Genomic DNA, 22,549 nt, shown 5'->3' with positions numbered 1-22,549 from the left:
TAAAGAAAGCATTATCGAAGAATTCTTTACCTACGCTCAGAAAGAACAAAAAAGAGAAGCAGACGATTTGATTAGTACTGAAAATCTTAATCAAGAAGAAGCGAGACGATACCTTCTTATGTCCTTGAAAAAAGAGTATGTTAGTGAAAATGGAACAGATCTTAACGACATTCTTCCTAAAATGAGTCCTCTTAATCCTAATTATCTTACTAAAAACAGTCAGTCTTTCAAAAACTCTCCGCCTTTGTTGAAAAATATAAAGGTGTTGGTGGTCAACTATAATCAACAAACCTCACAGATAGTGAGGTTTTTCTTTTATGGAGTCAACTATTCATGTAACTGTCTTACTTTTACACCATCTCATTGAAAATAGATGTGCGATTAGTAACATAATTTTAAAAAATCTAATCCTCGTCCTAAACTGTATCATTATGTTTCCTTGTAGTTGACTTTCAACGAAAAAAGTCAACAATAAGTCGCTTGATTATTGACTATGTTAACTGTTATTATACTTATAAAGATAATATTAGGAGGGATAATCATGAATTCTTTAAAAGACTATTTACCAGCTTTGCTACCTATCATCTTCTTGGAAGTTATTTTAATGATTTTTGCTTTAAAAAGTGTACTAAAACAAGAAAAGTTTAAATTTGGAAATAAAGCTTTTTGGATAGTGATCGTTATTATCATTCAAATTCTTGGCCCTATTCTTTATTTTGTGACAGGAAGAGAAGAAAAATGAAAAATGCTTTAGAAATAAAATCATTGTCAAAAACATTTGGAAAAAATCAAGTACTTAATGGCCTAACTTTTAGTGTTCCAAAAAATTCGATCTTAGGATTTTTAGGAAAAAATGGTGCTGGTAAAACCACAACGATGAATATGATTTTAGGTTTCTTAAAAATTGATAGTGGTAGTATAAAGATTTTTAATGAAGAGGTGCACTATGGCGAAACCTCTACTAATAAATACATTGGTTACCTACCAGATATTCCTGAATTTTATGGCTACATGACGCCAAAAGAATATTTACAACTATGTGGTGAAATTACAGGATTATCTAAAAGTGAAATTAGAGAGAGAAGCCATTATCTTCTCCAACTGGTAGGATTAGAGAAGGATAATAAAAGAATAAAAGGATTTTCTAGAGGAATGAAGCAACGTCTAGGAATTGCCCAAGCATTATTAAACCAGCCCAAAATTTTGATTTGTGACGAACCGACATCAGCATTAGATCCTTCTGGTAGAAAAGAAATTCTAGAGATTATCAAAAAAATTAGAGGTCAAACTACCGTCATTTTTTCGACACATATTTTGTCTGATGTTGAAGCGATTTGTGATCATGTGGCAATCTTAAACAAAGGAAAAAATGTTTTAAGTGGAGAAATTTCCAAATTAAAAGAAATAAAGAGGCAATCTAATATTGAAATCAAATTTTTCAATTTAGGAGATAAACAGAAATTTTTACATTCTGATAAAATAATAAAAGAAAGTATCGTTGAAGAAAATAATACTATTGTTATTGAAGGAACAGACGAGAATCAACGTAAAGCCATTATGAGAGAATTCTATAACTTAAGCATCTTCCCTGAAGAAATGAGAGTGATGGAACCAAGCCTTGAAGATATTTTTTTGGAGGTAACCAGAGAATGAAAATGTGCTTAATCTTTATTAAAAAAGAATTATTAGAATACAGTAGGAATAAAAAGTTGTTTTTAATGCTTATTATTTTTGCTTTATTTGGTTTATTAAGTTCTTTAATAGCAAAATTGACGCCAATAATTTTAGAGTCAGTTTCAACTAATGGCGTCATCATTCAAATCCCTGAGCCAACAGAACTTGATTCATGGGCGCAGTTTTTTAAAAACATTGGTCAAATGGGAATGTTGACACTTATTTTAGTATTTAGTAATCAAATGAGTATCGAACTAGAAAAAGGCACTTTGGTAAATCTATTTTCAAAAGGATTATCAAAAAATGCTGTGGTTATGGCCAAGTTTTTCGTGAGTCTTATCATTTGGATGACTTCCTGCCTTATCGCTTTTATTATAACATGGCTTTATACCGGGTATTTTTTTGAAAACACCATTAGCGTTGAATTACTTTTATTTGCCTTAAGTCTTCCTTTTTTGTTTGGCGTGTTACTACTTTCTATAGAACTTTTAGGTGGCATTACGACAGGGTCAACTGTTGGTACACTATCATTTGTTGGGGTGGTGACGCTTGTTCAGCTAATACTTTCTATCAAAACTGATTGGAGCAAGTATTTTCCGATTTATTTGGTCACTAATTCTTTAGATGTGTTAAAAAATACAAACACAACTGTTTTTCACTTTCCAATTGTAATTACGATTATTTTAACTTTTGTCGTGATTATTTCTTCTTTAATAGCAATTAAAAAAAGACAAATAGTTTAGGAGGATTTTACTATGACAAAAATTGCTATAGCAGATATCATTTTGAAAAAAAGAAAAGAAAAAAATATAACACAAGATGATTTAGCTTCATTTTTAATGGTAACAAAAGCTGCTGTTTCTAAATGGGAGACAGGACAAAGTCACCCTGATATTTTATTATTACCTAAAATTGCTTCCTACTTTAATATAACAATTGATGAACTAATAGGATATGAGGCGAATTTATCTGAGAGTCAAATTAGAAAAATTATTTATGATTTAATGGATAAAGTAGCTTCTGAATCTTTTGAAGCTGTTTTGGAAACTAGTAAAGAGCTTGTTAAAAAATACTATTCTTGTTTTCCGTTAATCTATTCAATTGGTTTATTTTTAGTCAACCATATTGAGTTTTTAGAAGATAAGAATACTTTAAAAGAACATATGGACTATATTATAAACTTATTTGAAAGAGTGAGAGTAGAAACTAAAGACCTTACTCTAAAAAACTTGGCAACAAGTATGGCGTCTGTTTGTTTATTACAAGTAGGAAAGTTTGATGAAGTATTAGAACTGCTACCTGAGACAGAACGGTTAATTGAAACCGAAACATTGGTTGTAAGTGCTTATATTCAAAAACAAGATTTAGAATTGGCACAAGAGAAGTCACAAATCTTTTTATATAAAGAACTTTTTAATCTCTATAATCTATTAATGCAGCAAATGACAATGAATCTATCAAATTGGAAGGAAACATCACAGAGAATGCAACAATTAATAGATACATTTAACATTAAGGAATTAAATAAAGGACTTGTTATTAATTTTTATCTCTTAGCTGCAAAAAAATATTTAGAAACTCATGACATTAAAAATGGCTCAAAATATGCAGAAGACGCTTTAAATGAATTAATCTTGATGAAAGAAAAAGACTTTGAATTAAAAGGAGATGCTTATTTTAATCGTATTGAAGAGTGGATTGATCAAAATATTACCGTAGGTAAGAAATCAAATAGAAGTGATAAAATGATTGTACAATCCGTTTTTAATTTGTTTTATAATGACGAAACTTTTGTAGCTATTAGAAATAATAAAAATATTAATGTTCTCCTTGAAAAACTAAAAAAGAAATTTGAATGAACTATTGGGTAAACAAAAAACAATCAGTCTTTCAAAAACTATCAGCCTTTGTTGAAAAATATAAAAGTGTTGGTGGTCAAATATAATCTTCAAACCTCACTTATGGTGAGGTTTTTCTTTTTCCTCTAATCCTTATAAAATATAGTAGACCGATGGTCTAAAATTCTTGACAAATGAGTTTAAGAGGATTATAATGTAATTGTAGACCGATGGTCGACAACTTTAAATAAAGAAGGTTATCTTATGGATTCTAGTAAGGATTATTTTGTTAAACGGCATGACATTCTTCGGGAAGCTCAGGTCTTGTTTGCTCAAAATGGGTATGAAAAAACCAGTGTTAATGCTATTTTAAATCGTGTTGGTATCGCCAAAGGAACATTTTATTATTATTTCAACTCAAAAGAAGAAGTACTTGATGCGATTATCGAGGAGATTACGGACATGGCTGTTGCTCGAGCAAGACAAGTGGCTAGCGATGCGTCCTTGTCGGCTATTGATAAATTCCTCAAAGTCTTTTTAGTGATGAATGTTGAAGAAGAAGTGGATAGTCGCTTGAAAGAGACAGTTCACCACTCGCAACACGGTATTTTCTATCAAAAATCTCTGGTGCAAGCTATTGAAAAACTAACACCAATTCTTGAAACGATTGTCAGTGAAGGGATTGAACAAGGGATTTTCCAATCTGATTTTCCCAAACAATACATCCAAATTTTTCTCACGTCAGCATTGTCACTTTTTGATGGTGAGGTGATTGTGATGACCCCTACTGAAAAGCAAGAAATGATTCTGGCACTCTTACGTTTGGGCGAAAAAATGTTTGACCTACCTGCTGGGAGTTTTTCTTTGGCTGATAATATCTCTCGTTAATTGTCAAGGAGCTTGCCATGAAACATTTTATGAAAATCTGGATAGGGCAACTCATATCAAACATTGGTAGTGGTATGACAGCCTTTGCCTTATCTGTCTACGTTTATCAATTAACTGGTAGTGTGGCTTCTGTGTCTCTTGTCACGCTTTTAGCTTATTTTCCCACCATAATTCTTAATCCACTGGGTGGTGTTTTGGCAGACCGTTACGATAGAAGGTTACTTATGATTTGTGGCGATTTGTTTTCTGCCTTTGGTTTGCTCTTTATTCTGATAAACATGCAAGTGGGAAATACTGGCTTATGGCCCATCATTATCGGAGTCACCATCAATGCTGTCTTTGTTTCCTTACTTGATCCTGCTTATGGAGCAACGGTTACAGATTTACTCACAAAAGAGGAGTACAGTAAGGCCAGTGGTCTTGTGCAAATTGCAAGAAATGTTAAATATCTTATTTCGCCAGCTCTAGCAGGATTGTTACTGACTACCTTTGATATCAAGTTGATTTTAATCCTTGATATCCTAACCATTGTTGTGACTGTTAGTATCGTTAGCATGGTGAGAAAACAGATTGCAAACGCAAAACCAAGACAAGAGCAACTGTCTTTCAAGCAGGAATTAAAAGAAGGACTAGCCTATCTTTTAAAAGATAAGGGCGTTAGACAACTCGTCTTACTCATGGCTTTAATGTGTTTTTTCATCGGTTTCATTCAAATCGCACTAACCCCCATGTTGCTTGCTATTGATAGTATTAAAACCGCTGGTTTAATCCAAACACTGAGTGCTTTTGGCATGTTGCTATCAAGTGTTGTTATTAGTGTCATCGGCATTAAAAAACATTATTTTAGACTCTTAATACTTTCTTTGGTGTTTTGTGGTCTTTTTATGAGTTTGATTGGTTTATCAACGTCAATCATTTTCATCTTGTCTGTCACACTCCTTTTCTTTGCAACACTACCTATTGTCAACACCTGTGCCGACTTTCTCATCAGAATACAGATGCCAAATGAAGTGCAAGGGAGGATTTGGGGGTTGATTAGTTTTTTAACCCAGATTGGCTATGTCATTGCTTATTTGATTTCAGGTATTTTAGCAGACAAATTATTTGAACCACTCATGGCAAAAAATGGTCTTTTAGCCTCTTCACTCGGGCAAGTGATTGGTACAGGTAAAGGACGTGGGCTAGGACTGATGATTATCGTTATGGGTGTCTTAATGCTACTAGTTGCTCTTTTTTTAAGTCGTGGTAAGGCCATTACAAGTTTAGAAAAAACGCCTCAACAGTCAGTTCCTACAAGTCTATAAATGATTGAAATCAGAGAAAGTTTTTCTTTGAAGCAAGAAGTGGAGAAAAGTTATGAAGACAAAGATGATTAAAAATGATATCAAAAGAAATCCCCTTGGTTATTTATCTTTGGTGTTGTTTATTACTTTTTCCAGTGTTCTTTTAATGCTGTCAACGATGATTGTGACGCACTTGATGACGTCTATGACAGCAATGTATGATGTGGCAAAGCCACCACACTTTCTGCAAATGCACAAAGGTGACTTAGACCAAGAAGCCATCAATCGCTTTAATGCTCAGTTTGAAGGATTTTCCAAAGGACAAACAGTTGCCATGATTAATCTTGATGGTTCAGATCTTACTATCAAAGGAAATGATTCTTTTTCTCTTGCTGAGTCAAGAATTGATATCGGTTTAGTGAAGCAAAATAGCGATTTTGATTTTCTTTTGGATGACAAGCGTCAGATTATCCAGTTGAAGCCTGGTGAGATAGGCATTCCAAACATTCTTTTAGACCACTATGCGATTAAAATTGGTAATATGGTGACAGTGACCTGTGATGGGATTAAAAAGTCGTTTAAAGTTGCCACTTATGTCCACGATGCTCAAATGAATTCCTCGCTTGTTTCGTCAACCAGGATTCTTCTTAGTGATAAGGATTTTGATGATTTATTTGAGCATGCAAAAGATGTCGAGTACATCATTGAAGCTTATATGGAGGATCAAGCACTAGCAAATGCTTATCAAACTGCTTATGAAAATGCAGGTCTGCCAAGTAATGGCCCAGCCATCACCTACAGTCAAATTTTTCTGATTAGTGCTCTGGAAGATATTATTCTTGTTGCGATGACTGTGCTAGTTAGTTTTTCTCTGATTTTTCTAGCCTTGTTAGCGATTAGATACACGCTCATGGCTAGTTTAGAAGAAAGTATTACTGATATTGGCACCATGAAAGCGATTGGTTTTCCCTTTAAGGATATCAGGTATTTTTATTACCATAAGTACCGAGTCATTATCCTTATCGGCTTGAGTCTTGGTTATGTACTTAGTCTTTTAATCGTACCAACATTTTTACAGTCGATTAATCAACGTTTTACCAGTTCTGGTACGAATACCTTGACTTATCTTACTCCTGTCTTTATTTTTCTCATTATCTACCTGATTAGTACGACTTACTGTAAAATGCTTTTGAAAGCTATTAAGAAACTAACCATAGTGGAGGCACTCGTTGAGGAAAAAGGCTTTAAGAAGAGTAAAAAAAGTCGAGATAACTTGTCTAAACTACCAAACCTTTCTCTTGATTTTCTCTTAGCATTTAAAACTGTTTTTGAAGCCCTGTCTCATTTTAAATTGATTGCGATAACAAGTTTTCTTTTAATCCTGATGATGCTGCTACCTAGTCAGCTGGTCACCACAATGACTGACAAGAATTTCATGTCTTATCTTGGAGCTCCTGTTTCAGATATTATGATGACAATGACAGTTAATGAAGTTTCTGAGGATGATGCGCAACAAATTGAAGATTTTTTGGCTAATGATATTGACCTTTATCGTTTTGAAACATTGAAAGAAGTACGCCTTGAAGTCAAAATGAGCCAAAACGACTGGAAGACCTTGAAAATCGATAGTGGGCCAACCGCAGGCAAAGGTCTCAAGTATCTGGTAGGACAAGCACCACAAACTGATAAGGAAATAGCCCTTTCTCAGTTAAATGCAAATGAACTGGGTAAAGGAGTGGGAGACGCTATTTTACTGCGTGTCAACAATGAAGACGTTAGTTATCATATTTCTGGTATCTATCAAGATATTACTAATGGTGGGTTAACGGCTAAAACCATTTCGGATTTTTCCCATTTAACTCCCTCACGTTATCAATGGCTTATTTGGTTAAAAGATGAAAAAAGAACTGAAGTTAAAGTCAATGAGTGGCGTCAAGTCTTACCAAGTGACCTTGATATTGAAGATGTTTCGGTCTTTCTTAATCAAACTCTTGGAGCAGTGACCCAACAAATAAAAGTGGCAACAGTTCTGGTTACTCTTATTGGTTTATTGATTATGAGTTTTTTACTCATCTTGTTTGTGTCCTTACGTTTAGCGCGTGATAGGTCTCAAATAGCCATCTTAAAGGCTCTTGGATTTACAAGCTTTGCCATTCGAAAACAATACCTATATCAGATGATTATCGTCACATTTCTTGGGAGTTTTTTGGGTGTTTTATTGGCTATGATTTTTGGTGAGAAAATAGTCAGTGCTTTCTTTTCACTTTTAAATGTTGGGATAACCAAGATAACATTTATCGGTCATTTTGGGATTTACTATGTAATCTTTCCGATTTTACTACTTTTGGTTGTTGGCATTGTCGTTTGGATAAGAACTAGGACAATAAAAAAAGAACACATTTTGTCATTCATCAATGAATAGGAGAAGCTTATGGCTAGTTTATTAGAGGTTAAAAATCTCAGAAAACAGTTTTCTGACACACTTGTTTTAAAGGATATCACGGTGACTGTCGAAGAAGGTGAATTTCTTGTTATCATGGGTCAATCAGGCTCTGGAAAGTCGACTCTTTTGTATCAGATTAGTGGAATGGATGTGCCAACAAGTGGTGAACTATTATTTGAAAATAAGAAATTAACCAAATTGGATGATAAGGCATTGAGTCAACTACGATTGGAAAAAATGGGCTTTATTTTTCAAAAGTCTCACCTTCTAAAAAACTTATCGATTCGTGACAATATCATCTTACCAGGTTTTAAGGCCAATCTCTTGCCGAGAAAAGAAGTAGTGGCTCATGCTGAAGAGTTGATGGCAAAGACAGGCATTTTAAAGGTGGCTGAGCATGATATCACAATGGTATCTGGTGGCCAATTACAACGTGCAGCCATCTGTCGTGCTTTGATCAATCACCCCAAAATTATTTTTGGAGATGAACCTACTGGAGCTCTTAATTCTGCAGCATCAAATGAAGTGATGACTATACTTAAGGATATTAATCAAGTAGGAACAACCTTAGTCCTTGTCACACATGATCCCAAAGTAGCTGCACAAGCCAGTCGTGTCATCTTTTTAGCAGATGGTCAAATAACTAATCAAATTCGTCTTGATGAACTTCCAACGGATTATAGTGACCAACGTGAAAAAATGATGATCGATTGGCTTAGCCAACAATCGTTTTAAAAAGTCATTTGCTAATAAAAGTCTTTTTTTAAAATTCTATACTCTTTTTTAAAAAATTGACTTTGGTAATCTGCTAAAATTTGCAACACTTCCACAAAATGTGGGGGTGTTTCTTTATTTTTCGTCTATATATTGTGTTTTTAGCAAAAAAATTTTTATTAAAAATAATAATTAAATGATCAAACCTTTCAAAGAGTTATTTCTCTTGATTTTTAAAGCTTTTTAATAATATTAGATTTTTTTCTGGAAAAAATCGATAAAGATAATTATAAGAATACAGTCTTTAAATACGTTTAATTATACATCAATCTTTTACAAAGGTTATAAAAATTGCAAAAATAGCTTGTCAGTTTTATTTTTTTTTGGTAGTATACTTTTAAAGAAAGTGAGGCATGAGAGCGTTTTTATGCCAATCTTGTATTACTCGTGAAAAGAAGTGTTATAGCTTCACAAAACAGTTGGATTTAGTCCGAGTTTGCTAGAACCAAAAATAGTTGCAAAATTTTTTTCAAATGAGCACTCATTTGAAGGGCTTTTTGTGTACCAAAAAACTCAAAATAGTTTAAACAGGAGAAATCGTATGGGTAAAAACTACTTTACCAAATCACAGTCACCAATCGACTGGGCTATAAATCGTCAAGAGATGCCAATGCGCTCTATCAATTGGAACAAGTTACAAGATGATAAAGATCTTGAAGTTTGGAACAGAGTCACACAAAATTTTTGGTTACCAGAAAAGATTCCCGTTTCAAATGACCTAAACTCATGGACTGGTCTTTCAGAAGACTGGCAACAACTAATCACTAGAACCTTTACGGGTTTGACACTTTTAGACACCATTCAAGCGACAGTAGGGGATATTGCTCAAATTCAACATTCTCAAACAGATCATGAACAGGCGATTTATACCAATTTTGCTTTTATGGTAGCTATTCATGCAAGATCTTACGGCACTATTTTCTCAACCTTATGTACGAGTGAGCAAATAGAAGAAGCACATGAATGGGTTGTTGCTACTGAGAGTCTACAGGCTCGAGCAAGAATTCTTATTCCATTTTATACTGGGTCTGACCCACTAAAATCCAAAGTAGCTGCTGCTATGATGCCAGGATTTTTACTCTATGGTGGTTTTTATCTACCGTTTTATCTATCAGCTAGAGGAAAACTGCCTAACACGTCTGATATTATCCGTCTGATTTTACGTGATAAGGTCATTCATAACTATTATAGTGGTTATAAGTACCAACAAAAAGTGGCTAAATTACCTAAAGAAAAGCAAGAAGAAATGAAACAATTTGTTTTTGACTTGCTTTATCAGTTAATCGACCTTGAAAAAGCCTACTTGTATGAACTCTATGAAGGATTTGATATCGCTGAAGAAGCCATTCGTTTTAGTGTTTACAATGCTGGTAAGTTTTTACAAAATCTTGGTTATGATTCGCCTTTTACTGATGAAGAAACTAGCATCTCACCAGAAGTGTTTGCTCAACTATCGGCAAGAGCTGATGAAAATCATGATTTCTTCTCAGGGAATGGCTCATCTTATGTGATGGGTGTTAGCGAAGAAACACTTGATGAGGATTGGGAATTTTAAAGGAGTTTAACATGTTAGTTGTTTATTTTTCTTCGAAATCCAATAATACGCATCGTTTCGTTGAAAAGCTTAACTGCAAGAGTTTACGCATCCCAGTTAAAAAGACTGATTTGTCTGTTTCTGAGGATTATATCTTGATTGTACCAACCTATGCTGGTGGTGGTAATGAAGTGAGGGGAGCTGTGCCAAAACAGGTCATTCATTTTTTAAATTCATCACAAAATAGAAAACATTGTCAAGCAGTTATTTCTTCAGGAAATACTAATTTCGGCGATACGTTTGCGATAGCAGGCCCAATTATTTCACAAAAACTACAAGTCCCACTCTTACATCAATTTGAGTTACTAGGGACACAAAGCGATGTTTTAAAAGTGCAAAACATCTTAGATTCATATCAGTGAGAGGAAAACAATGAAAAACTCGGAAAAATATCTTTCTTTAAATGCAATGACACGATTTAAAGATAAGAATGGCAATTATCTCTTTTCAGCGGACAAGGAAGCTGTTTCTAGTTATTTAGAAGAATACATCAAGCCAAACACTATGGCATTTAACTCATTATCAGAAAAAATTGATTACTTAATAGTTAATGATTATTACGATGAAGCTGTTTTAAATCTATATCGTCGTGAATTTGTTCTACAATTATTTGAAAAAGCCTACGAAAAAGAATTTACTTTTTTAAATTTTATGGGTGCTTTAAAGTTTTACAATGCCTACGCCTTAAAAACAGATGATGCTAAATACTTTTTAGAAAACTTTGAAGATCGTGTTGCTATGAATGCTCTTTTCTTAGCTAATGGTGATGAAACATTTGCCCTTTCATTACTTGATGATATTATTAGCAATAAATTTCAACCTGCGACACCAACATTTTTGAATGCTGGTAAAAAAAGACGTGGTGAATTTATTTCTTGCTACTTACTAAGAGTAGAAGACAACATGGAGTCTATTTCAAGAGGTATTAGTACCAGTCTACAACTATCAAAGCGTGGCGGTGGGGTTGCTCTTTGTTTAACTAATCTTCGTGAATTTGGAGCCCCAATAAAAGGCATTAAAAATCAATCTACGGGTATTGTGCCTGTGATGAAATTATTAGAAGATTCTTTTTCTTATGCCAACCAACTAGGGCAAAGACAAGGAGCAGGGGCTGTGTATCTTAGTGCACACCATCCAGAAGTTTTAAAATTTTTAGACACCAAACGTGAAAATGCTGATGAAAAAATTCGTATCAAATCACTGTCGTTAGGTCTTGTTATTCCAGACATCACCTTCCAGCTAGCCAAGGAAAATAAAGAAATGGCGCTCTTTTCACCGTATGATGTTGAGCGTGTCTATGGTAAACCAATGTCAGACATTTCAATCACTGAGGAATACGAAGCTTTGGTGGCTAATGATGACATTACAAAAACCTATATCAGTGCCCGTAAGCTTTTCCAAATGATTGCTGAACTTCATTTTGAGTCTGGCTATCCTTATATCTTGTTTGAAGATACTGTCAATGAGAGAAATCCACACAAGAAAAAAGGGAGAATTGTCATGTCTAACCTCTGCTCAGAAATCGCGCAAGTTAGTACAATGAGTGAATTTAGTGAGGATTTGAGTTTCACTAAAATTGGTGAGGATATCTGTTGTAATCTAGGTTCTATCAATATTGCTAAAGCAATGGATGATGCAGAGCACTTTGAATCTTTAATCGAACACAGTATTCGCTCACTTGATAGCGTGTCTCGTTCTTCAGATTTAGACAGTGCGCCATCTATTAAAAAAGGCAATCAAAATAATCATGCAGTTGGTTTAGGTGCCATGAACCTTCATGGTTTCCTAGCAACTAACCACATCTACTATGATTCAAAAGAAGCAGTAGAATTTACTGATTTGTTCTTCTATGCTATGGCTTTCTATGCGTTTAAAGCATCTCAAAAACTTGCCCAAACACACGGTGCTTTTGATGGCTTTAAAGACTCTTCTTTTGCTGATGGGTCATACTTTGAAAAATACACTAGTGAAGAAATCGTGCCTCAAAGTGAGAAAATAAAAGCCCTTTTTGATAGTTATCATTTCCATTTACCGACCCAAAAAGAATGGCAACAATTGGTTGCTGACATTAAAGAAACTGGTATTGCTAATGCTCACTTGATGGCAGTGGCGCCAACAGGTTCTATTAGTTATCTTTCATCTTGTACACCAAGTTTACAGCCTGTCGTTTCACCAGTAGAAGTGAGAAAAGAAGGTAAAATTGGTCGTGTTTATGTGCCGTCTTATAAGATTGATAATGACAACTATGTTTATTATCAACAAGGGGCTTATGAAGTTGGACCAGAACCAATCATCAATATTGTAGCTGCAGCACAAAAACATGTTGACCAAGCTATTTCCTTAACCCTCTTTATGACTGATAAAGCGACAACACGTGACTTGAATAGAGCCTATATTCACGCCTTTAAGGAAAAATGTGCTTCCATTTATTATGTTCGTGTGAGACAAGACACCTTAGAAGGAAGTGAGCTCTACGATCAAGATGAGTTAATTGACAATCTTGGTGAGTCATATGCTGAACTATGTGAAGCTTGCATGATTTAGAGAATTAATGTCACTTTTTATAGAAGCTGATAAGATGCTTACTTGTCATTAGTTGCTTACTCTTTTATCTTTTGGATCGAGTAGGCTTTAAACTGATTGACACTTGGTTAGGATTTCCTTAGTCACAGTACCTATATGATCATAAGAAAATAAGAGATGGTGTTTTTGTACCATCTCTTTTATTATCTAAATACAAAATCAAAAATTTTGTTGAAAATTTCACTTATAAATATAAAAATGACTTTTTCTTTATGATATAATAAACTTAAAGAAGAGGAGGATGAGTATGAAAAAAGAAAGAAGTTTGATTAAATCCGTTTTAAAAATAATCGGTGTTATTATTTCTTTAGCCATTTCAGCTTTTGTTGGCTTGGTCTTATTTTTGACAGTGACAGAGTTTAAACCAGATGATGTTACTGCGATTCCTCTTGAAAAAACGGTTGAAAAAACAGTTCCAAAAAACAAAGAACTAACGATTGTTTCTTTTAACATGGGCTTTGCTGGTATGGGAAAAGAATCAGATTTCTTCATGGATGGTGGTAAACAAGTCTTTCCTAAAGATAAAGAACTGGTCGAAAAAAATCTAGATGGCATCTCAGAAATTCTTCAAACAATTGATGCCGATTTTACACTTCTTCAAGAAGTTGATCTTGATTCAAGACGTAGTTACAATATTAACGAACAAGATTATCTTACTGAGCAAGTTTTTCACTCTCCCAGTCTTTTTGCAGCCAATTACAAGGCAGCTTTTGTCCCAGTGCCCTTTCCACCACTTGGTAAAATGCATTCTGGGCTTTTAACTAATAGCCGTTATGACGTTGGTGAAGCCAACCGAGTTTCTTTAACGGTTCCTTTCAAGTGGCCTGTTCGTCTTGCCAATTTAAAAAGATGTTTACTGACAACTCGACTACCTATTGAAGGTTCTGATAAAGAATTGGTACTTGTCAATCTCCACTTAGAAGCTTATGATGATACCGGTGGTCGTGAAACTCAAACACGTGAACTAATCAACCTAATGAAAGAAGAGTACGAAAAAGGTAATTATGTCATTGCTGGTGGAGATTTCAATCAGTCCCTCTTTCCTTTAGAAGAATTACCTTTTGAGTTATCAGAAGATATTTGGAAACCAGGTGTTTTAGATGACTCTATCCTACCAGATGGTTATCAATTACTAAGAGATGAGACTTTAACACCATCATGTCGTTCACTTCATGAGGTTTATGATCCATCAAGTAAAGATATGGCTTACTACATTATTGATGGCTTTATTGCTACACCAAATATAACTGTTAATCAGGTTGAAACTTATCAACAAAATTTTGAGTATTCAGACCACAATCCAATTGTTCTTAATTTTATGTTGAAGGATTAATTGTTTAATGCTTCTTATTGATAAAAGTATTATAGTAGATGTTTGATTGCTACTTGTTGGGAAGTGTAGTAGACATAATTAATGATTTCAATGACTGACACATTTTACTATCTAAAAGGGAGTTCTTATGATACCTGCTTATATTAAAATTCATGATCATATTAAAAAAGATATTGAAGACGGCATCTGGAAAATCGGTAATCGTTTACCTAGTGAGCGTGATTTGGCAGATGATTTTGGTGTCAGTCGCATGACCCTTCGTCAAGCAATTTCACTTTTAGTTGAAGAAGGAGTTTTAGAAAGAAGGATTGGCAGTGGCACCTATGTTGCCAGTAAAAGAGTACAAGAAAAAATGCGAGGAACAACCAGCTTTACTGAAATTGTCACTTCTCAAGGGAAAAAGCCATCAAGCCAACTCATTTCTTTTCAAAAAAAACTAGCCAGTGAAACAGAAAAGCGTCATCTCAACCTAAAAGCAAATGATAATGTGATTAGGATGGAAAGGATTCGTTATGCTGATGATCTTCCCTTAGTCTATGAAGTGGCTAGTATCCCAGAACAACTGATAGCTTCTTTTAATCGAACTGAAATAACGGAACATTTCTTTAAAACATTAACTGAAAATGGTTATCAGATTGGGAAAAGTCAACAGACCATTTATGCTAAGGTGGCAAAAGAAAAAGTGGCGAAATATCTTGGAATTAATAAGGGACATGCTATTTTAGCACTGACACAGGTTTCTTATTTTACTGATGGCACGCCGTTTGAATATGTTAGAAGTCAATATGTTGGTGATCGATTTGAGTTTTACCTTGAAAATAAATAATGAGACCAAATAAAGGAAAATGAAATGACAGAAAATGAATTTATCAATTCTCGCTATCAAAAAGTGGCTATCGGTATTGCTCAAAGAATAGCAGAAGGCAAATTTAGCGTTGGTGAAAAAATAAAATCGCGTTCAACAATTGCGAGTACTTTTAATGTGTCTCCTGAAACGGCTAGAAAGGCGATTAATGTTTTAGTTGATTTAGACATCTTAGAAGTCAGACAAGGTAGTGGTGCCATTGTTGTTTCAAAAGAAAACGCTATTGCTTATATGAAACAGTTTGATATCAGTAACTCTTTAAAATCATTGGGACATGATATTCAAAGTAATCTTAAACAGCAAAAAAAAGAAATGGATAAACTATCCAATCTTGTTCAAAATCTTCTTGATCAATCAAGTCTTATCAAAAAAGAATTTCCTTTTGAACCTTATGAGTTGACGATTGGGGAATTCACTCATGAAGGAAAATCATTACAAGAATTAAACATATGGCAGCACACAGGAGCTACTGTGATTGCTGTTAAAAAACAAGGCAATTTTATTTTGTCACCAGACCCCCTTACAGTCTTAACTAAAGGCGATCAGCTCTTTTTTGTTGGTAATGACATGTCATCTCTTCGGATGCAACATTTCTTCAATAGTTAATCAATTTTTCGTTATTTACAAGAAAACACCTAGAACTGATAGGTGTTTTTATTTGACATAAGTGACCACATTATTATAGAATAGAGTGGTCAGTGATTGAAAAAACAATGAAAATATTTAGAAAACAATGAAAGAGGCATTAAATGATCAAATTAGAAGTTAAAAACTTAACAAAAATATTTGGTAAAAAACAAAAGTTAGCTTTAAACATGATTAAAGATAATAAGACAAAGAATGAAATTTTAGAAAAAACCGGAGCAACAGTTGGTGTTTATGATGCTAACTTCTCAGTTGAAGAAGGCGAAATTTTTGTTATCATGGGATTATCAGGGAGTGGTAAATCCACCTTGATTCGTCTTTTAAACAGACTCATAGAACCTTCAAGTGGCGATATTTATATCAATGGTGCTGACATTTCTAAAATGAACAAGGAAGAACTAAGAGAAGTTCGAAGAAACACCTTAAACATGGTTTTTCAAAGTTTTGCCCTGTTACCACATAAAACAATATTAGAAAATACTGAATTTGGATTAGAGTTAAGAGGTGTTCCAAAAGATGAAAGAGTGATGAGGGCAGAAAAAGCACTTGATAATTCAGGACTTCTTCCTTTTAAAGATCAATATCCCGACCAATTATCTGGAGGGATGCAACAACGTGTTGGTTTAGCGCGTGCTCTTGCTAATGATCCAGAGATTCTTCTTATGGATGAGGCATTTTCAGCACTTGATCCTCTGATTAGAAAAGATATGCAAGATGAATTGTTAGAATTGCAATCTCAAGTGCAAAAAACGATTATCTTTATCACCCATGATCTTAACGAGGCACTACGTATTGGTGATAGAATTGCCTTAATGAAAGATGGTAAAATCATGCAGATTGGTACTGGTGAAGAAATACTAACGAATCCAGCCAATGATTTTGTGCGTGACTTCGTTGAAGATGTTGACCGTTCAAAAGTTCTGACAGCACAAAATATTATGATTAAGCCTGTGGCTTCAAACATTGATAGTGATGGTCCGAAAATGGCTTTAAATAGAATGAAAACAGAACACGTTAGTATGTTAATGGCGATTAATAAAAAGCGACAATTACAAGGTGTGATAACTGCTGATGCTGCTCTAGAAGCTAATCAAAAACACCTTAGTTTAAAAGAAGTTTTAGACACAGATGTGAGAAAAATATCTGCCGACACTCTAGTAACAGATATTTTACCACTGATTTATGATTCTTCTAGTCCTATTGCTGTTGTTGGAGATGATGATCACTTGCTTGGTGTTGTCATCAAGGGTTCCGTCATTGAATCGTTAGCAAAAGATACTGAAGAATAAGGAGAGAATTGTGATTTTTTTACAAACTAAATTACCCGTCGCAGAGATGGTAGAAGATTTAACCACTTGGACAACAAAGACTTTCTCAGGATTGTTTGATGTTATCCAATCAGGTGGTAGTAGTGCTATGGATTACATTACTTCCTACCTTACATTTATTAATCCATTTGTTTTAATAGCCCTTATAACGGCTTTAGCCTACTTTCTTTCTAGAAGAAAATCTAAAAAAAGTTTTGGGCTAGCCCTATTTACCCTACTTGGTCTCCTCTTTATTTATAACCAAGGTTTGTGGGGTGATTTAATCAATACTTTTACCTTAGTATTGGTTGCCAGCGTTATCTCAGTTATTCTAGGGATTCCTCTTGGTATTTGGATGGCAAAAAGCGATCGTTTCCGTCAAATCATTAGCCCGATTCTTGACTTTATGCAAACAATGCCTGCTTTCGTTTATCTGATTCCAGCCGTAGCCTTCTTTGGTATTGGTATGGTTCCTGGTGTTTTTGCCTCAGTTATCTTTGCATTACCACCAACGGTTCGTTTTACTAATTTAGGTATTCGTGAAGTCTCTGGTGAATTATCAGAAGCTGCAGACTCATTTGGTAGCACATCGCGTCAAAAATTATTTAAAGTAGAATTACCAATTGCAAAAGACACTATTGTTGCTGGGATTAGTCAGACCATTATGCTTGCTTTATCAATGGTTGTAACAGGATCAATGATTGGGTCTCCAGGACTTGGTCGCGGTGTCTTATCAGCACTTCAAAAAGCTGATATTGGTGCTGGATTTGTAAATGGTTTAGCCCTTGTTATTCTGGCTATCTTAATTGATAGAATTAGTCAGTTGGCTAATCATAAATCGTCTTATAAACCAACCTCACCTATGATTAAAAAAATTGTAGCAGTTGTTGCTATTTTATCTGTGATTGGTGTTGGTATTGCTAAAAATGTGATGTCAAACAATAAAACAACAAAAGAAACCATTCGTTTATCTTATGTGCAATGGGATTCAGAAATTGCATCAACCAATGTTTTAGCAGAAGTTTTAAGAGAATACGGTTATAACGTTGAATTAACGCCGCTTGATAATTCCGTTGTTTGGAAATCAGTCGCAGAAGGTACGACAGACGCTTCTGTTAGTGCTTGGTTACCTGTTACCCACGCGGAACTTTATGATACTTATAAAGATAGTCTTGAAGATTTAGGACCAAACTTAGAGGGTGTTAAATTAGGCTTAGTAGTTCCTGAATATGTTTCAGCTAATAGCATTTCAGAACTTTCTGATGAGGCTAAAAAGACAATTACAGGAATTGAACCAGGAGCTGGTATTATGGCCGGTGCTGATTCGGCTTTAGAGACTTATTCTAATCTTTCGGGTTGGCAAGTATCACCTTCATCAACAGGTGCAATGGTGACGGCTCTTGATAAAGCGATCTCTGCCCAAGAAGATATTATCGTTACTGGTTGGTCACCTCACTGGATGTTTGCCAAGTATGACTTGAAATATCTTGAAGACCCAGAAGGTGTCTTTGGTGGATCAGAAAGCATTAAAACAATGGCTCGCCTTGGTTTAAAAGAAGACCATCCAGAAGCTTATCAGATTATTGATAACTTTGAGTGGACATCAGAAGACATGGAAGCTGTTATGCTTGATATTCAAAATGGTGCTAGTGAAAAAGAAGCAGCCCAAAAATGGGTGAGCGAAAACAAAGCAATCATTGAAAAATGGGGTAAATAAGCTAATTAAAACAAGAGTTTGAAACTCTTGTTTTTCTTGTCTCCAGATATTGCTAAAAAGCTCTCTTCGTGACTATTAAAAAAGATAGATTTTTGCTATAATATCCTTATGGAAATTGAAAAAACAAATCGAATGAATGCTTTATTTGAATTTTATGCAGCACTTTTGACGGATAAGCAGATGAATTATATTGAGCTTTACTATGCTGATGATTATAGTTTGGCTGAAATTGCTGAAGAATATCAGGTCAGTCGTCAAGCTGTTTATGATAATATTAAGCGTACTGAAAAGATTCTTGAAGATTACGAGAGAAAACTTCATATGTATTCTGATTATATTGTTCGCAGCGAAATTTTAGATGAGTTAATGACAAAATACTCAGATGATTCTTATCTGATTGAAAAGTTATCTTTTCTAACCAGTATTGATAATAATGACTAACCAAGAAAATAGGAGAAATAATAATGGCATTTGAGAGTTTAACAGAACGCTTACAGGGTGTTTTTAAGAATTTACGAGGTAAGAAAAAATTATCTGAAAAAGATGTTCAAGAAGTCACTAAAGAGATTAGATTAGCCCTTCTTGAAGCCGATGTGGCCTTACCTGTTGTTAAAGAGTTTATTAAGCGTGTTCGTACACGTGCTATCGGTCACGAAGTCATTGATACTTTGAATCCTTCACAACAAATGGTTAAAATCGTCAATGATGAATTGACGACTGTTTTGGGTTCAGAAACATCTCATATTGAAAAAGCACCTAAAATTCCTACTATTATTATGATGGTTGGTCTTCAAGGGGCTGGTAAAACAACTTTTGCTGGTAAATTAGCCAATAAATTGATCAAAGAAGAAAAAGCAAGACCTTTGTTGATTGCAGCCGATATTTATCGTCCTGCAGCGATTGATCAGTTAAAAACGCTTGGTCAACAAATTGGTGTTCCTGTTTTTGATATGGGTGTTGAGCACTCCGCTGTCGAAATTGTGACTCAAGGACTTAACAAGGCTCGTGAAAATCGTAATGACTATGTCTTGATTGATACGGCTGGACGTCTTCAAATTGATGAGCTTCTAATGAAAGAGCTTCGTGACATCAAGACTCTAGCTAATCCAAATGAAATCTTGCTTGTTGTTGATAGCATGATTGGTCAAGAAGCAGCCAATGTCGCTCGTGAATTCAATGAACAACTTGACATTACTGGTGTTGTGTTAACCAAGATTGATGGTGACACAAGAGGTGGTGCGGCCCTTTCAGTGCGTCATATTACTGGTCAACCCATTAAATTTACTGGTACCGGCGAAAAAATAACTGATATTGAAACCTTCCATCCAGATCGTATGGCTAGCCGTATTCTTGGTATGGGGGACCTGTTAACCCTGATTGAAAAAGCTAGTCAAGAGTACGATGAGCAAAAATCAATGCAACTCGCTGAAAAAATGCGTGAAAACACCTTTGATTTTAACGATTTCATCGAACAATTAGACCAAGTCCAAAACATGGGGCCTATGGAAGATATTCTTAAAATGATTCCAGGAATGGCTGGAAATCCAGCACTAGCAAACCTCAAAATAGATGAAAGAGAGATTGCAAGAAAACGGGCCATTGTTTCATCAATGACACCTCAAGAACGTGAAAATCCAGATTTATTATCGCCAAGTCGTAGACGTCGTATTGCTAGCGGTTCTGGTAATTCCTTTATCGAAGTCAATAAGTTCATTAAAGATTTTAATCAAGCTAAGGCAATGATGCAAGGTGCTATGTCTGGCGATATGAATAAAATGATGAAACAAATGGGAATTGACCCTAGCAAAATGCCTAAGAATATGGATATGAGTGGCTTGGGACAAGGAGGTATGCCAGGAATGCCAGATATGTCTGCCTTAGGTGGTGGTGATATGGATATGAGCCAACTACTTGGTGGAGGCTTTAAGGGCAAAATTGGTGAAATGGCGATGAAACACTCTATGAAAAAAATAGCCAAAAAACTTAAAAAAGCAAAAAGAAAAAGAAAATAAAATAATTAGTTTACATAAATTTATTTATGTAAACTTTTTTTTGTTTTTAATACGAAAAAAATCTAAAAAATGTCTATTATGATGGACATTCCTTAAAATTTCCGTCCTAATGGACATTTTTAAAAATGTCTGTTATAATGGACATTGTAAAGGAGATAAGAATGATTTATATTGCAATTATAGGAGATATTATCTCTTCAAAATCAATCAAAGAACGTTCTCAAGCGCAAAAAAAGCTTATGACATTAATAGCAGACATCAATAAGAAATATGAAAAAGTTTTAAAATCACCATTTACTATAACAACAGGTGATGAATTCCAAGCGTTATTGTTACCAAATCATCATGTTTTTGAGATGATTGATTCTATTTCGGCAAATTTTTTACCCTACCATATTCGCTTTGGTATTGGTGTCGGAGAAATGTTAACTGATATCAATGAAAAACAAAGTATCGGTTCGGATGGTCCAGCATACTGGTATGCAAGACAAGCCATCGACTATATTCATGATAATAATGACTACGGCACAAATTTTATTGCCGTTTGTGTAGAAGAAGAAGCGCTAGGCAAAACTATCAATAGTGTTGTTGCTGCTGCAGAGTTTATTAAATCAAAATGGACGTCAACCCAAGAAGAAATTCTAACATCTCTTTTGGAGCAAAATAGTTATGATGAAAAATTTGAACATAAAAAAATAGCCCACCTTTTAGGACTCACACCAAGTGCTTTCAATAAACGTCTTAAAGCTAGTGGTCTTAAAATTTATTTGCGTCTAAAACGTCAAGCAATGAATACTATTTTACAGATTATAAGCGAGAAAGAGGCTAAAGGAGAAGAGTAATATGACAATGATTTCAAATTATTTATCAGCTTATCCGGTCATGACTTTAATGTTACTAGCACATGTCCTAGCCGATTTTCAATTTCAAAGTCAAGAAATGGCCGATCAAAAAGTGTTAAAAGGAAGTTACCTCTATAAACACTACCTAGGTGTTTTTATACCAATGATTGCTTTAATAATCCTTGCACCAGGTTTCACCGGTTATTATTTATTAGTTTGGCTAAGCCATGTTGTGATTGATTATGTCAAATGTTCTTTGGATAATGTTATCAAAAAAAATAATAGTGTTGTTCTAGCTTTTTTAGTCGATCAACTCTGCCATATTATCTGTATTGTTATACTATATTCATTTTTTAAAACCAATCACGCGCCGATTTATCTTTTTAAAAACTATCAGTGGGTACAACTAGCCTTATTTTTAGCCTTGATAACCAAACCTATCAATATTGCCTTTAAAATCATCTTTCAAAAGTATCAAGTTAAAGAAACTGAAGAAAAAAGCATAAAAGGAGCAGGAGCAGTCATCGGTAATCTGGAACGTCTTGCGACAGCTTTATTTCTTATTATGGGTCAAATACCAGCCATTGGCTTGATTTTTACCGCAAAATCGATTGCCCGCTATGATAAAATTTCAAAAAGTCAAGCTTTTGCAGAATACTATCTAATAGGTTCTCTATTTAGTATTGTTGCTGTTGTAGTTGCATTTTTAATGATTTATGGTTGGTAAAAGAGAGAAATGCTCAAGATTTAG

At 34.5% G+C, this 22,549-nt stretch carries 20 protein-coding genes and 1 pseudogene; all 21 read left to right on the top strand.

The annotated features are described in order from the left end of the window. Nucleotides 1–10 precede the first annotated feature (10 nt). Nucleotides 11–282 (top strand): annotated as a pseudogene (locus N7659_RS01840) (type I restriction endonuclease subunit R, EcoR124 family); the annotation flags it as partial. A 259-nt stretch (nucleotides 283–541) separates the two neighbouring features. Then, nucleotides 542–742, top strand: coding sequence for a PLDc N-terminal domain-containing protein (locus tag N7659_RS01835; protein ID WP_199575106.1), 201 nt, complete (start codon nucleotides 542–544; stop codon nucleotides 740–742). Beyond that, the gene (locus N7659_RS01830; protein WP_263275630.1) at nucleotides 739–1,653 is read left to right on the top strand and encodes an ATP-binding cassette domain-containing protein; all 915 of its coding nucleotides are present in this window, start codon (nucleotides 739–741) and stop codon (nucleotides 1,651–1,653) included. Before N7659_RS01835 ends, N7659_RS01830 begins: the two co-directional genes overlap by 4 nt. Before the next feature lie 65 nt (nucleotides 1,654–1,718). Then, nucleotides 1,719–2,417, top strand: a complete 699-nt coding sequence (locus N7659_RS01825; RefSeq protein ID WP_263275537.1) for an FUSC family protein — start codon at nucleotides 1,719–1,721, stop codon at nucleotides 2,415–2,417. A 12-nt stretch (nucleotides 2,418–2,429) separates the two neighbouring features. Next, nucleotides 2,430–3,533, top strand: a complete 1,104-nt coding sequence (locus N7659_RS01820; protein WP_263275536.1) for a helix-turn-helix domain-containing protein — start codon at nucleotides 2,430–2,432, stop codon at nucleotides 3,531–3,533. Nucleotides 3,534–3,776: 243 nt separating this feature from the next. Continuing rightward, nucleotides 3,777–4,400 carry a TetR/AcrR family transcriptional regulator gene (locus N7659_RS01815; RefSeq protein ID WP_263275535.1) on the top strand — a complete coding sequence of 208 codons (624 nt, stop codon included), beginning with the start codon at nucleotides 3,777–3,779 and terminating at the stop codon, nucleotides 4,398–4,400. Nucleotides 4,401–4,417: 17 nt separating this feature from the next. After that, the gene (locus N7659_RS01810) at nucleotides 4,418–5,704 is read left to right on the top strand and encodes an MFS transporter (protein ID WP_263275534.1); all 1,287 of its coding nucleotides are present in this window, start codon (nucleotides 4,418–4,420) and stop codon (nucleotides 5,702–5,704) included. A 52-nt stretch (nucleotides 5,705–5,756) separates the two neighbouring features. After that, nucleotides 5,757–8,105: an ABC transporter permease gene (locus N7659_RS01805; protein WP_263275533.1), complete on the top strand. Its 2,349-nt coding sequence runs from the start codon at nucleotides 5,757–5,759 to the stop codon at nucleotides 8,103–8,105. Nucleotides 8,106–8,114: 9 nt separating this feature from the next. Beyond that, nucleotides 8,115–8,861: an ABC transporter ATP-binding protein gene (locus N7659_RS01800; RefSeq protein ID WP_263275532.1), complete on the top strand. Its 747-nt coding sequence runs from the start codon at nucleotides 8,115–8,117 to the stop codon at nucleotides 8,859–8,861. A gap of 580 nt (nucleotides 8,862–9,441) precedes the next feature. Continuing rightward, nucleotides 9,442–10,455, top strand: coding sequence for a class 1b ribonucleoside-diphosphate reductase subunit beta (gene nrdF, locus N7659_RS01795; protein WP_263275531.1), 1,014 nt, complete (start codon nucleotides 9,442–9,444; stop codon nucleotides 10,453–10,455). An 11-nt stretch (nucleotides 10,456–10,466) separates the two neighbouring features. Then, complete coding sequence (gene nrdI / locus N7659_RS01790) at nucleotides 10,467–10,856, top strand: class Ib ribonucleoside-diphosphate reductase assembly flavoprotein NrdI (RefSeq protein ID WP_263275530.1); 390 nt, start codon at nucleotides 10,467–10,469, stop codon at nucleotides 10,854–10,856. Nucleotides 10,857–10,866: 10 nt separating this feature from the next. After that, complete coding sequence (gene nrdE, locus N7659_RS01785) at nucleotides 10,867–13,038, top strand: class 1b ribonucleoside-diphosphate reductase subunit alpha (protein ID WP_263275529.1); 2,172 nt, start codon at nucleotides 10,867–10,869, stop codon at nucleotides 13,036–13,038. Nucleotides 13,039–13,324: 286 nt separating this feature from the next. After that, nucleotides 13,325–14,410: an endonuclease/exonuclease/phosphatase family protein gene (locus tag N7659_RS01780; protein WP_263275528.1), complete on the top strand. Its 1,086-nt coding sequence runs from the start codon at nucleotides 13,325–13,327 to the stop codon at nucleotides 14,408–14,410. A 127-nt stretch (nucleotides 14,411–14,537) separates the two neighbouring features. After that, nucleotides 14,538–15,236 carry a GntR family transcriptional regulator gene (locus tag N7659_RS01775; RefSeq protein ID WP_199567400.1) on the top strand — a complete coding sequence of 233 codons (699 nt, stop codon included), beginning with the start codon at nucleotides 14,538–14,540 and terminating at the stop codon, nucleotides 15,234–15,236. Between the two features lie 24 nt (nucleotides 15,237–15,260). Further along, nucleotides 15,261–15,881 carry a TrkA C-terminal domain-containing protein gene (locus tag N7659_RS01770; RefSeq protein ID WP_263275527.1) on the top strand — a complete coding sequence of 207 codons (621 nt, stop codon included), beginning with the start codon at nucleotides 15,261–15,263 and terminating at the stop codon, nucleotides 15,879–15,881. A 143-nt stretch (nucleotides 15,882–16,024) separates the two neighbouring features. Continuing rightward, nucleotides 16,025–17,209 carry a glycine betaine/L-proline ABC transporter ATP-binding protein gene (locus N7659_RS01765; protein WP_263275526.1) on the top strand — a complete coding sequence of 395 codons (1,185 nt, stop codon included), beginning with the start codon at nucleotides 16,025–16,027 and terminating at the stop codon, nucleotides 17,207–17,209. 46 nt (nucleotides 17,210–17,255) lie between these two features. Then, nucleotides 17,256–18,944 (top strand): ABC transporter permease/substrate binding protein, encoded by a 1,689-nt coding sequence (locus N7659_RS01760; protein WP_263275629.1) that lies wholly within the window; start codon nucleotides 17,256–17,258, stop codon nucleotides 18,942–18,944. 108 nt (nucleotides 18,945–19,052) lie between these two features. Beyond that, a complete protein-coding gene (locus N7659_RS01755; RefSeq protein WP_263275525.1) occupies nucleotides 19,053–19,385 on the top strand; it encodes a putative DNA-binding protein in 333 nt (110 codons plus the stop codon). Nucleotides 19,386–19,408: 23 nt separating this feature from the next. Then, nucleotides 19,409–20,956 carry a signal recognition particle protein gene (ffh, locus tag N7659_RS01750; RefSeq protein WP_263275524.1) on the top strand — a complete coding sequence of 516 codons (1,548 nt, stop codon included), beginning with the start codon at nucleotides 19,409–19,411 and terminating at the stop codon, nucleotides 20,954–20,956. A gap of 161 nt (nucleotides 20,957–21,117) precedes the next feature. Continuing rightward, nucleotides 21,118–21,798: a SatD family protein gene (locus tag N7659_RS01745; protein ID WP_263275523.1), complete on the top strand. Its 681-nt coding sequence runs from the start codon at nucleotides 21,118–21,120 to the stop codon at nucleotides 21,796–21,798. A 7-nt stretch (nucleotides 21,799–21,805) separates the two neighbouring features. Beyond that, the gene (locus tag N7659_RS01740; protein ID WP_263275628.1) at nucleotides 21,806–22,525 is read left to right on the top strand and encodes a DUF3307 domain-containing protein; all 720 of its coding nucleotides are present in this window, start codon (nucleotides 21,806–21,808) and stop codon (nucleotides 22,523–22,525) included. Nucleotides 22,526–22,549 lie beyond the last annotated feature (24 nt).

The organism is Streptococcus sp. CSL10205-OR2 (genome assembly GCF_025660655.1).
Taxonomy (GTDB): domain Bacteria; phylum Bacillota; class Bacilli; order Lactobacillales; family Streptococcaceae; genus Streptococcus.
This window is presented reverse-complemented; position numbering and strand designations above follow the sequence as displayed.